The sequence below is a fragment of the Actinomadura xylanilytica genome, assembly GCF_030283145.1.
In the GTDB taxonomy this organism is placed as follows: Bacteria; Actinomycetota; Actinomycetes; order Streptosporangiales; family Streptosporangiaceae; genus Spirillospora; species Spirillospora xylanilytica.
In genome coordinates, this window is record NZ_JASNWE010000002.1 from 704,527 (window position 1) to 716,676 (window position 12,150).

General features: G+C 72.9%; 8 protein-coding genes and 1 pseudogene. 3 read left to right on the plus strand and 6 right to left on the minus strand.

What is annotated here, in order from left to right:
• Nucleotides 1–77: 77 nt before the first annotated feature.
• Both serB and QP090_RS14305 read left to right on the plus strand, forming a co-directional pair.
• A complete protein-coding gene (serB, locus tag QP090_RS14300) occupies nt 78–1,286 on the plus strand; it encodes a phosphoserine phosphatase SerB (RefSeq protein ID WP_285939338.1) in 1,209 nt (402 codons plus the stop codon).
• 169 nt (nt 1,287–1,455) lie between these two features.
• Nucleotides 1,456–3,705 (plus strand): FUSC family protein, encoded by a 2,250-nt coding sequence (locus tag QP090_RS14305; RefSeq protein WP_285939339.1) that lies wholly within the window; start codon nt 1,456–1,458, stop codon nt 3,703–3,705.
• Between the two features lie 41 nt (nt 3,706–3,746).
• On the opposite strand, the gene QP090_RS14310 is transcribed toward QP090_RS14305, so the two are convergent.
• From QP090_RS14310 to QP090_RS14330, 5 genes and pseudogenes are all read right to left on the minus strand, one after another.
• Nucleotides 3,747–4,226 carry a SixA phosphatase family protein gene (locus tag QP090_RS14310; protein ID WP_285939340.1) on the minus strand — a complete coding sequence of 160 codons (480 nt, stop codon included), beginning with the start codon at nt 4,224–4,226 and terminating at the stop codon, nt 3,747–3,749.
• 294 nt (nt 4,227–4,520) lie between these two features.
• Nucleotides 4,521–7,049, minus strand: coding sequence for a sodium-translocating pyrophosphatase (locus QP090_RS14315; protein WP_285939341.1), 2,529 nt, complete (start codon nt 7,047–7,049; stop codon nt 4,521–4,523).
• A 910-nt stretch (nt 7,050–7,959) separates the two neighbouring features.
• Nucleotides 7,960–8,064: pseudogene (locus QP090_RS14320) on the minus strand (daunorubicin/doxorubicin resistance ABC transporter ATP-binding protein DrrA); the annotation flags it as partial.
• A gap of 58 nt (nt 8,065–8,122) precedes the next feature.
• The gene (locus QP090_RS14325) at nt 8,123–8,563 is read right to left on the minus strand and encodes an ATP-binding protein (protein ID WP_285939342.1); all 441 of its coding nucleotides are present in this window, start codon (nt 8,561–8,563) and stop codon (nt 8,123–8,125) included.
• Nucleotides 8,564–8,577: 14 nt separating this feature from the next.
• Nucleotides 8,578–8,931, minus strand: coding sequence for an STAS domain-containing protein (locus QP090_RS14330; RefSeq protein ID WP_285939343.1), 354 nt, complete (start codon nt 8,929–8,931; stop codon nt 8,578–8,580).
• A 251-nt stretch (nt 8,932–9,182) separates the two neighbouring features.
• Between QP090_RS14330 and QP090_RS14335 the strand changes: the two genes are divergently transcribed.
• Nucleotides 9,183–11,501 carry a DEAD/DEAH box helicase gene (locus QP090_RS14335; protein WP_285939344.1) on the plus strand — a complete coding sequence of 773 codons (2,319 nt, stop codon included), beginning with the start codon at nt 9,183–9,185 and terminating at the stop codon, nt 11,499–11,501.
• Here the strand turns inward: QP090_RS14335 and QP090_RS14340 are convergent, their stop codons facing one another.
• Entirely contained in the window at nt 11,502–11,876 is a 375-nt protein-coding gene (locus tag QP090_RS14340) for a hypothetical protein (RefSeq protein ID WP_285939345.1), read from the minus strand.
• Between the last annotated feature and the right edge of the window lie 274 nt (nt 11,877–12,150).

Sequence of the window (12,150 nt, forward strand, 5' to 3'; positions counted from 1 at the left end):
AGGTCGACGGTCCAGGCGTCCGCATGGTGGACATCACATCCGTCCACTGGTCGCGGCCCGGTAACGTGGTCACCAGAATGGACGGCTCAGATCAGCGCACGCTGCTCATCACCCTCACCGGCCGCGACCGCCCCGGCGTGACATCGCGGCTGTTCGGCACACTCGCCGACTTCCCGATCACCGTCGCCGACGTCGAGCAGGTCGTGATCCGCGGCCGGCTCGTGCTCGGCGTGCTGGTCTCCTACGCGGGCGGCGCCGACATCGGCCGCGTGTGGAACGCCGCCGAACGGGTCGCCACCGATCTCGACATGGAGATCGAGCTGTCGACCGGGCGCAGCAGGTCGATGCCGCGCCGGCGCGGCCGGCTGCACGTCACCGTGCTCGGCGCGCCCCTAAAGCCCGCCGCCATGGCCGGCATCGCGGGCCGGATCGCCGCCAACGGCGCCAACATCGACCGCATCGAGCGGCTCGCCCAGTACCCCGTCACCTGCATCGAGATGCACGTGTCCGGCGCCGACCCCGAGGGGCTGCGCGCCGCCCTCGCGGTCGAGGCCGCCGAGCAGCAGGTCGACGTCGCCGTCCAGCACGGCGGGCTGCACCGCCGCGCCAAGCGGCTCATCGTGATGGACGTCGACTCCACCCTGATCCAGGGCGAGGTGATCGAGCTGCTCGCCGAGCACGCCGGCTGCCTCGACGAGGTCGCCAAGGTCACCGAGTCGGCGATGCGCGGCGAGCTCGACTTCGAGGGCTCCCTGCGCGAGCGGGTCGCGCTGCTGGCCGGGCTCGACGCCGGCGCGATCGACGACGTGCGGCGCGCGGTGCAGCTCGCCGCGGGCGCCCGCACGATGGTGCGCACGCTCAAGCGACTCGACTACGAGTTCGCGATCGTCAGCGGCGGGTTCACCCAGGTCACCGACGCACTGGTGGACGATCTCGGGATCGACTACTCGGCCGCCAACACCCTGGAGATCGAGCACGGCAAGCTCACCGGGCGGCTCATCGGGCCGGTGATCGACCGGGCCGGCAAGGCCACCGCGCTGGAGCGGTTCGCCCGCGAGGCCGGGGTCCCGATCAGCCAGACGGTCGCGATCGGCGACGGCGCCAACGACCTCGACATGCTCCAGGCCGCCGGACTCGGCATCGCCTACAACGCCAAGCCGGTCGTCCGGCAGGCCGCCGACACCGCGGTCAACGTGCCCTACCTCGACACGATCCTGTTCCTGCTCGGCATCTCCCGCGACGAGGTCGAGGCGGCCGACGCCGCCGACGAGCACTCCGGGTCCTGACCCTCCCGTCCGGCCGCGTCCGCGCGTGAGCGGTCGCTCACGCGGTGGCGTCCGGCAGCGATCATGTCGCCCGATCTCGGGTACATGGTGAGCCGAGGGGGCCGAACGGTGTTCCGCGGCGCGGGCGGCGGAGCGGTGCCGGCCCAGCGGAACGGAAGGCACGGGAGCGGTGCTTCAGCGTGCGCGCGAGGCGTACGCCCAGATCAACGGGCGGGCGGCGCCCTTCTATGGGCTGACCGCCGCGCTCGCCATGGCCGTCCCGCTGCTGGCCGGGGCGCTGACCGGATACGCGCCCGAAGGGTCGATGGTCGCGCTCGGCGCGTACCTGGTGGCGTTGCGCGCGCCCGAAGGGCCGTACGGCGCGCGGGCGCGCGACCTGGCGGGCGCCGTCCTGATGGTCGCCCTGGGCGCGACCGTCGGCAGCGTGCTCAGCGGCCACGCGTGGTTGGCGGTGGCGGTCGTCCCGCCGCTGATCGCGCTCGGCGTCGCGCTCCCCGACATCGGGTCGACGGCGGGCATGTCCGTCCTGATGACCGCGATCCGTCCCCCGACGGCCGACGTCGTCTACACCGGCGTGCTGGAGCTGGTCGGCGGCCTGCTCACCACCGCGCTGCTGCTGGCGCCGTGGCCCGCGCGGCGGCTCCGGCCGCTGCGCTCCGCGCTGAGCGAGACCGCCGACGCCGTCGCGGAGGCCCTCGACGCCGTGGCGGAGGACGTGGGCGCCCCGGACGGCGACCCCCTGGACGCCGTTGAGCTGGACGATCCCGGCCTGGCGGAGGTGACCCGCAAGCCGGACTGGGACGAGCGGCGCCGCGCCGCCTCCGAGGCGCTCACCGCCGCCCGCACCACGTACGGCCTCTACCGGTCGGGGCGGCGGGACGACCCGACCCGTCCGGAGCGGTTCATCGAGGCGCTGGCCCGCATCCTGCACGAGACCGTGACGCTCCGGGCGCTGCTGGAGGCGGCGCGCAGCCGGCCGCCGGAGCGCGAATGGGAGCTGGAGGCGCACATCGCGATCTCCGCGCTCGCCGCCCGGCTGCGGCTGCTGTCGGGCGCGGTCGCCACGCAGGGCCCGGCGCCGGTGGCCGCCGACGAGTCCGCCGCCGTCCGCCGGATGGCCCGGCAGACCGAGCAGATCCGGCGCGCCGGGCTGGCCGGCGACGAGGACCTGGTCGCGGCGACGCTGATGGGCCAGATCCGCCGCTCGATCGACCGGATCGCCGGCGAGGCGGGCTCCGCACGCCGGATCATCGCGGGCGGGCTGCGCATCGGGATCGGCCCGCCGCGGCTGCCCGGCACCCCGCACCCGGTCTCGGTGTGGGAGCGGGTGGGCCGCGCGATCCGCACCAGGTCGCCGGCGTTCCGGCAGGTCTCGCGGGTGTTCCTCACCGCCCTGGTGTCGATGGCGCTCGCCGCCGCGCTCAAGCTGCCGCACGGCCACTGGATGACGATCACCGCGATGCTGAGCCTGCGCGGCACCTACGGCGAGACCGTCGAGCGGCTCGTCCAGCGGGCCGGCGGGACGGCGGCCGGATCGGCGGTCGCCGCGGTGGTGCTGACGGTGGCGGCGAGCCCGGCGACCACCTCGCTGATCGTGTTCTGCTTCGCCCTCGGCGGCTTCACGATGCGCTCGGTGAACTTCAGCTACTGGGCGCTGTTCGGGACGCCGCTCGCGATGATGCTGCTGGACTTCTCCACCCCCGCCGACTGGACGACCGCCGGCGAGCGCATCGTGCTCACCCTCGCCGGGACGTTCCTGGCGTTCCTCGCGGTGAGGCTGCTGTGGCCCGCCGGCCACATCGAGCGGCTCCCCGCCGAGCTCGCCCGGCTCGCCAGCGTGCACGCCGACCTGGTCCGGTCGACGGCCACCGTGGTCGGCGGCGACCTGGACGTGCTGCCGCACGACAAGGTGGTGGCGGCCGAGCGGAGCGCGGAGACCGTCGCCGAGACCCGGACCAGGCTCGCCCTCGACCGGGTGCCCGACATCGAGCTGAGTGCCCGCCTCGACGCCGCCGTGGGCGCCGCGCACCGGATCCGGGACCACCTCATCGCGGTCGCCCGGATGGCCCGGGAGGAGGCGGTGGACGCCGGCCCCATCCCCGAGATCCTGGACCGGCTCGCCGACCAGCTCGAGGAGGCCGCCACCGCGCTGGAGGAGGCCGAGGACGGGCCGCCCGGCGACGCTCCGACCCCGGTCGAGGAACTGGAGGAGGAGCTCGCCGCCCTCGACTCGCACCTGTCCACGCTGACCAAGCGGCGCCGCGCCGAGATCACCTCGGGCGTGAACCGGGACGAGGTCACCCCGCTGCGGCAGGCCCTGCGCCAGGTCTCCGGTGCCCGCTACGCCGTCCGGTCGCTGCGCAGCGACGTGGCCGGCGTCATCGACTCCTGCTTCAGCGCGGCGGGCCGCCGCGCCTGAAGGTCAGGGCAGGCAGGGCAGGCAGGGCAGCGTCGCGGACGCTAGTCCTTGGGGGTGCGGAACGTGACGAGTTCGCCGGTGCCCCGCCGGACGCCGGCCCAGTCGCCGGGAAGCTCGACCACGGCGAGCGCGCAGGTGGGGAAGGAGTCCGGGGCGTTCCCGGTCAGATCGTGGACGAGCTGGTGGACCGAGGGATTGTGCCCGATGAGCAGCAGCATCCGCGGTTCGGGCTCGCGGGCGGCGGTCTCGCGGATCAGGGCGAGCAGGTCGTCGGCGTCGTTGCCGTAGATGCGCGGCTCATGGCTCACCTCGGCGTCCAGCGCCAAGAGGCCGAGCGTCTCGCGGGTCCGGACGGCGGTGGAGCACAGCACCAGGCCGGGCACCGTCCGGCCGTCCGCACGCAGCCACTCGCCCGCCGCCGCGGCGTCGCGGCGCCCGCGTTCGGTGAGCGGACGCTCGATGTCCGCGAGCCCGGGCCCGGCGGCGGCTTTGGCGTGGCGGAGCACGATGAGCGTCGGCATCCCGCCAGCCTAGAGGAATGATCAGGGGGCCACGAGGGAGGCCAGGAACCAGAGCACCGCCATGATCCCGAGCATGCCGCCGAGCATCAGGGCGAACCCCTTGGCCCCGGCCACTCCTGTCTTCTCGCTGCTCACAGCCGCGCCTCCTCGCCGTCACCGCACCGGCCGAGTCGGACGGGCTCGTCCCCAGCGTACGACCGGTGCCGCGCGACCCCGACACCACCCGCCCCCAGCGGACGCGCGGAGGGGCCGGCGGCACTCGGCCACCGGCCCCTCCGGGCGGATCGTCGCGGGTCAGGGCGTGGCCGACGACTCCCGTCCGGGCTCCGGCCCCACCTCGGCCGGCTCCGCCTCGCCCTTGGCCGGCTCGGGCACCGCGGCCCCGCCGACCCCGGCCGCGGCCCGGGCCTCGGCCCTGGCCGGGCCGGACGCGCCCGCCCGGCCGGACGCGTCCGAGCCGCCGGACGTGCCGGACCCGACGACGCCGGAGTCGCCGGCGCCGCCCACCGCGGGCTCGGACGGACCCGCGTCGGAGCCGATCGGGTCGGCGCGGCGCTTGGAGATCACGATGGCCACCACCACGACGCCGACCGCGACGACCGTGACGCCCACCCGCAGCGCGACGTTGCCCGCGTAGGTCACCACGGCGTCGGCGATCAGCAGCGCGACCAGGTTCATCACCTTGATCAGCGGGTTGATCGCCGGGCCCGCGGTGTCCTTGAACGGGTCGCCGACCGTGTCGCCGATCACCGTGGCCTCGTGCGCCGGACTGCCCTTGCCGCCGAGATGGCCCTCCTCGACGAGCTTCTTGGCGTTGTCCCAGGCCCCGCCGGAGTTGGACAGGAACACCGCCATCAGCACGCCGCACGCGATCGCGCCGCCGAGGAACGCGCCGAGCGGGGCGTATCCGAAGGCGAAGCCGACCGCGATCGGCGTCATGATCGCCAGCAGGCCGGGGGTGGCCAGCTCGCGCTGCGCGTCCCGGGTGCAGATGTCGACCACCCGGTCGTAGTCGGGCTTCTCGGTGTAGTCCATGATCCCGGGCTTGGTCCGGAACTGCTCGCGGACCTCCACCACCACGCGCCCGGCGGCCCGTCCGACCGCCGCGATCGCCAGCCCGGAGAACAGGAACACCACGGCCGCGCCCACGATCAGCCCGATCAGCACGTTCGGGCTGTCGATCGACAGGCTGAACGTCGAGAACGAGCCGAGCGCGTCCTTGGCGCTCGCGGACGCGTCGGCGAGCGCGCCGACCACCGTGGTGCGGAACGAGCCGAACAGCGCGGTCGCCGCGAGCACCGCCGTCGCGATGGCGATGCCCTTGGTGATCGCCTTGGTGGTGTTGCCGACCGCGTCGAGCCGCTCCAGCACCGCGGCGCCCTCACCCTCGACGTCGCCCGACATCTCCGCGATGCCCTGGGCGTTGTCGGAGACCGGCCCGAAGGTGTCCATCGAGACGATCACGCCGACCGTGGTGAGCAGCCCGGTGCCGGCCATCGCCACCGCGAACAGCGCGACGGTGGTGTTGCCGAAGCCGAGCAGGAACGCCCCGTACACCGCCGCGGCGATGACCAGCGCGGTGTAGACGGCCGACTCCAGGCCGAGCGAGATGCCCGAGAGGATCACCGTCGCCGGCCCGGTGCGGGAGCTGTTGGTGACCTCCTTGACCGGCTTGCGGTTGGTCTCGGTGAAGTAGCCGGTGAGGAGCTGGATCGCGCTGGCGAGCACGATGCCGATCACCACCGCGCCGAGCGCGACCCACCGCGGGTCGGCGTCCAGCCTCTGGATCGCCGGGTCGGTCACGCCGGACAGCTCGGCGAACGAGGCGGGCAGGTAGGCGAACGCGGCGATCGCCACCAGCACCGCCGAGATGATCGCCGAGATGAAGAAGCCCCGGTTGATCGCCGACATCCCGGAACGGTCGCCGTCGCGGGGCGCCACGGCGAAGATCCCGATCACCGCGGTGATCACGCCGATCATCGGCACGATCAGCGGGAACACCAGGCCCTCGGTGCCGAACGCCGCGGTGCCGAGGATCAGCGCCGCGACCAGCATCACCGCGTACGACTCGAAGAGGTCGGCGGCCATGCCCGCGCAGTCGCCGACGTTGTCGCCCACGTTGTCGGCGATGGTCGCGGCGTTGCGCGGGTCGTCCTCGGGGATGCCCTGCTCGACCTTGCCGACCAGGTCGGCGCCCACATCGGCGGCCTTGGTGAAGATGCCGCCGCCGACTCGCATGAACATGGCCAGCAGGGCCGCGCCGAATCCGAAGCCCTCCAGCACCTTGGGCGCGTCGCCCTTGTAGGCGAGGACGACGACGGCCGCGCCGAACAGGCCGAGCCCGACGGTGAACATCCCGGCGACGCCGCCGGTGCGGAAGGCGATGCGCATCGCCTTCTTCTCACCGCCGTCCTCGCGGGCCGCCGCCGCGACCCGGACGTTGCCGCGCACCGCCAGCCACATCCCGGCGAACCCGGTGGTGGCCGAGAACAGGGCGCCGATGACGAAGAAGACCGACCGCCCGATCCGTTCACTCGTGGAGTCGGCGGGGAGCAGCAGCAGTACGAGCGGGATCAGCACCACGAAGACCGCGACCGTGCGGAACTGCCGTTTGAGGTAGGCGCTCGCGCCTTCCTGAACGGCGCGCGCGATCTCTTGCATCTTGTCGGTGCCCTGGCCCGCGGCCAGCACTTCGCGAACCAGTCCCGCGGCGACGGCCAGGGCCAGCAGTGCGATCACTCCGACGACGACGACCAGGGTGAGGTCGCCGCCGCCGAGATCCACTTCCGGGCTGGCCGGGCTTGACAGGGAAAGCCCAGACATCCGTCCTCCTCGACAGGGCGTTGCGATCTTCATCGCCATAAAAGACGATCTTTACCGCGTACCCCGCGAGTGACGATTTGGAACGCCTCGCACGGCGGCGCGGGTGCCGGGAGTCTACGCAGAGCGACCGGCGAAAGAGAAGAGCGTGAAGCCCTTGATCGGGACGTCATGGAAAAGCAATGCGGTTTACTCCGAAATTTGATCTCGAAGTGCTGTTCGTTCGCATTTATGCAGGTCATAGCGAGAGGAAGAGAAATATAACCCGCGACCCTCTTGACGACGCAGCGTGCCGCCCCAGCCGCGATCATCCGGCCGACTTCCTCAAATTAAGCTAAGCATTAATTGAGAATTTGTCCAGGCCCAAATCCGGGCGTTCTTCACTTGATCAGAAAACGATCTCATGGCGGGAATCTCCGCCCTTACTCGGGTCCCTCTCGTCACATCCGTCACTCCGGCACCCCTCCCCCGGCCATGGCAGAGTGACGCCATGCGCGTGAGCGTCCTCGGACCGTTGCAAGTGGAGGCGGGCGGACGGAAGGTCGACATCGGAGGCGCCCGGCTGCGCCCTCCTGATCCGGCTGGCCCTGGACGCCGGACGGCCCGTCGCGATCGCCTCGCTCACCCAGGCGCTGTGGCCGGACGGCGGCCCCTCCCATCCCGCGCACGCGCTCCAGTCGCTGGTGTCGCGCCTACGGCGCGTCCTGCCCGCCCCATCGGCACTGCGTTCGACGGACGGGGGCTACTGCCTCGACGTCCCGCCCGCACGAGCCCCACTCCCACCGTCTCGGCCGGTGACGCATCTACCGGTAACACACGGCTACAACGGCGCGTCCGCGCGGGAACGGGAACCTGAGGGCGCCACTCACCAGCTTCGTCGACCGCACGGAGGAACGGTCGCGCATCGGCGCGCGCTCGCGGTCAGGTCCAGCCGGCGCCGCATCCCGCCCGAGTAGGTGGACACGCGGCGGCTCGCCGCGTCCGCCGGCTCGAACCGGTCGAGCAGCTCGTCCGCGCGGGTGAAATGACGAAGGCCCCGCACTGCGGGGCCTTTGTCGATCTGGTCGGGGGACGGGTCAGACTGACGCCTCCGCCTCCGCGGGCCAGCTCATCCGGATCTGGACCCCCTTGGGCGTGGTCTCGATGTCCACGTGATCGGCCAGGCCGGCGATGACGGCCAGGCCGAGATCGGCGGTGCCGTCGCCCAGGGCGAACTCGAAATCCTCCGCCGCGTGCACCGGGGGGATGCCACCGGCCGGGTCGTCGCCCGGGACGGTGTCACTCACGATCACCTCGAAGCGGCGGTCGGCGGCGTTCAGCTCCAGCCGCACCGGCTCGTCCGGGCAGTGCAGGCGGTGCGCCTCCACAGCCCGTGAGCAGGCTTCGCCGACCGCCAGCCGCACCTCGTCCAGCAGCGCCTCGGCCACACCGCTGCGGCGGGCCACGGCGGTGACGATCAGCCGGGCGGTACGGACATGGACGGGCAGGGCACTGAAGGACAGCTCAACGGTCGCCATCTCAGCCGGGGCGCCTACTTGGCGCCCTTGCGCTTTTCCTCGGCCTCGGCGATCGAGTCGTGGATGCCGAAGACCTTGGTCAGCCCGGTGATCCGGAAGATCTTCAGGATCCGCTCCTGGGTGCACACCAGCTCCAGCGAACCGTCGTGCGCCCGCACCCGCTTCAGCCCGCCCACCAGGACGCCGAGACCGGTCGAGTCGAGGAACTCCACCTTCTCCATGTCCACGAGCAGGTGGAACTTCCCCTTGTTGACCAGATCGATGAGCTTCTCGCGAAGCTTCGGCGCCGTGTAGACGTCGATCTCACCCTCCACGTTGATGACCGTCAGGCCCTCGTCGGTGGTGTAGTCGTTCACCTTCAGGTCCACAGATCCTCCAGCGCCGTGCAGCACACTCTGACTCGCGTCTCCGGGCCCCCGGAACGGTGGGCCGGACAGGCGAGAACTTCGCCGTGATTCAACCACGCTCCGGCGTCGTGTACGCACGTTATCGCCCACTCGGGCGAAAGTTCGCGCCATCCCGTCTGACCTGGTGATCCATCGGTCAGGGCAGGGGGGACGGGCCCACCGGCGCCGGGGCGTTCCCGTTGTTTTGCCCAGGCTGGCACACTGAAAACCTGATGGCCGCCCAAAGATCTTCTTCCCCCCTCGACCGGCTGCTCGCGGGCCCCGCCCGCCGCGACCGCATCACCCATGTGGAGAGCGTCCCGGCGCGGGCCGGCCGCCGCGGGCGGTGGCCGGCGTGGTCTCCCGGGCTCCTGGTCGACCGGCTCGCCGCGGCGGGCGTCCCGGCCCCGTGGGAACACCAGGTCAGCGCGGCCGAGCACGCCCACGCCGGACGATCTGTGATCATCGCCACCGGCACCGCGTCCGGGAAGTCGCTGGCCTACCTGCTGCCGGCCGTCTCGACGATCTACGACGAGAGCGCCGCCCGCGAGGGCACCGTGCTCTACCTCGCGCCGACCAAGGCCCTCGCCGCCGACCAGCTCCGCGCGCTCCGCGCCCTGCGCCTCACCCGGGTGCGCGCCGCCACCTACGACGGCGACACCCCGCGCGACGAGCGCACCTGGGTCCGGCAGCACGCCAACTACGTGCTCACCAACCCCGACATGCTGCACCGCTCGCTGCTGCCCGGCCACGCCCGCTGGTCCGCGTTCCTGCGCCGGCTCCGCTACGTCGTGATCGACGAGGCGCACGGCTACCGGGGCGTCTTCGGTTCGCACGTCGCGCAGATCCTGCGCCGCCTCCGCCGGATCTGCGCGCGGTACGGCGCCGACCCGACGTTCGTCCTCGCGTCCGCCACCACCTCCGAACCGGCCGCCGCCGCCACCCGCCTCACCGGGCTGGACGTCATCGCCGTCGACGACGACGCCTCCCCGCGCGGGGAGGCCACCTTCGCCCTCTGGGAACCGCCCCTCACCGACCTGCGCGGCGAGCACGGCGCCCCGGTCCGGCGCACCGCCACCGCCGAGGCCGGCGACCTGCTCGCCGACCTGGTGGTGGAGGGCGTGCAGACCCTGGCGTTCGTCCGGTCCAGGCGCGGCGCCGAGTCCGTCGCGCTCAGCGCCAAGCGCGCCCTGCACGAGGTCACGCCCGAACTCGCCGGGCAGGTCGCCGCCTACCGCGCGGGCTACCTCCCCGAGGAACGCCGCGCCCTCGAGAGCGCCCTCCGCTCCCGCTCGCTCGTCGGCCTCGCCAGCACCAACGCCCTCGAGCTCGGCGTCGACGTCTCCGGGCTCGACGCGGTCCTCGTCTGCGGCTGGCCCGGCACCCGCGCGTCCCTCTGGCAGCAGGCGGGCCGCGCCGGACGGTCCGGACAGTCCGCCCTCACCGTCCTGATCGCCCGCGACGACCCGCTCGACACCTTCCTCGTCCACCATCCCGAGGCGATCTTCGGGACACCGGTCGAGGCCACCGTGCTCGACCCCGACAACCCCTACGTACTCGGACCGCACCTGTGCGCCGCCGCGTCCGAGCTCCCGCTCACCGAACGCGACGCCGAGCTCTTCGGACCGGCGACGGCCGAACTGCTCCCCGACCTCGTCCGCCGCGGCCTCCTCCGGCGCCGTCCCGCCGGCTGGTACTGGACGCGTCGCGACCGGGCCACCGACCTCGCCGACATCCGCGGCGCGGGCGGCGACCCCGTCCAGGTCGTCGAGGCCGGCACCGGCCGGCTGCTCGGCACCGTGGACGAGTCGTCCGCCCACGGCACCGTGCACGAGGGCGCCGTCTACCTGCACCAGGGCGAGTCGTTCATCGTCCAGACCCTCGACCTCGACGACCCGGTCGCCCTGGTCGAGCCCGCCGACCCCGACTACTCGACCACCGCCCGCGACGTCACCGACATCAGCATCGTCGAACCGCTCCGCTCGGCCACCTGGGGCGAGGCCACCCTCTGCTTCGGCACCGTCGAGGTCACCCAGCAGGTCGTCGCGTACCAGATGCGCCGTCTGCAGACGGGCGAGATGATCGGCGAGAAGCCCCTCGATCTCCCCCCGCGCACCCTCCGAACCCGCGCCGTCTGGTGGACGCTCTCCGCCGACCGCCTGGAGGCCCTGGGCGACATGGACGTCGCGGGTGCGGCGCACGCCGCCGAGCACGCCTCGATCGGGCTGCTCCCCCTCTTCGCGACCTGCGACCGCGGCGACATCGGCGGCGTCTCCACCGCCCTGCACCCCGACACCGGCCTGCTCACCGTCTTCGTGTACGACGGCCACGAGGGCGGCGCCGGCTTCGCCGAACGCGGCTACGCGGACGCCGCCGCATGGCTCCGCGCCACCCGCGACGCCATCGCCTCCTGCGAATGCGCCTCCGGCTGCCCGTCCTGCATCCAGTCGCCCAAATGCGGCAACGGCAACGACCCCCTGGACAAGTCCGGAGCCCTGGCCCTCCTGGCCGCGCTCCTCCACGAAGCCCCAGGGCCGGCGACCGCCCCCTAGCTAGTGCGGCGCCATCCGCTGTGCGGGCACGGTCGGCTGCTGCTCGCCGGCCCCGCGCCGCGCCTGGGCGAGCGCCTGCTGCAACCGCCGCCGCTCCAGCTCCAGCGTCTGGATGGACTCCTCGCGCTCGTCCCGTAGATCGCGCAGCTCACGCCGGACGCCGACCGACCGCTTGAACCCGAGGGCCGCGACCGTCACCCCCGCCATGAAGACGATGGCGACGACGGCGCCGGCCATGAACACCTGCCACTGCGCGTCGACGCCGGGAACCGTGTCGCCGAACGCACTCAGCCCGGCCGCACCGCCGTTGTCCATGACGACGGCCGCCCCGACCACGATGGCGGCGGCTGCGACCACCAGCCCAAGGAAGATCATGCGGAGGGTCTCCTCTCCATTGCTGCCGGGAGAACTCGCTGGAAGGGGAGCCTAGACCTTGGACAATTCGGTCGCCAGTACTTGACGCAGGCGTGGCCGTGAGCGCAGCCGCAGCCGGCGTGGGCATGGGCGCGCCCTGGCCGCAGGCGCGGACGGGGTCGCGGACGGGGTCGCGGACGCGAACGGGGCCGCCAACGGAGGCGCGCAACCGAGGGCGGGCGGAGACTTGCCGGGTCCACGCTCGCGCCATCAGGGTGCTCGGTCTCCACCGCCG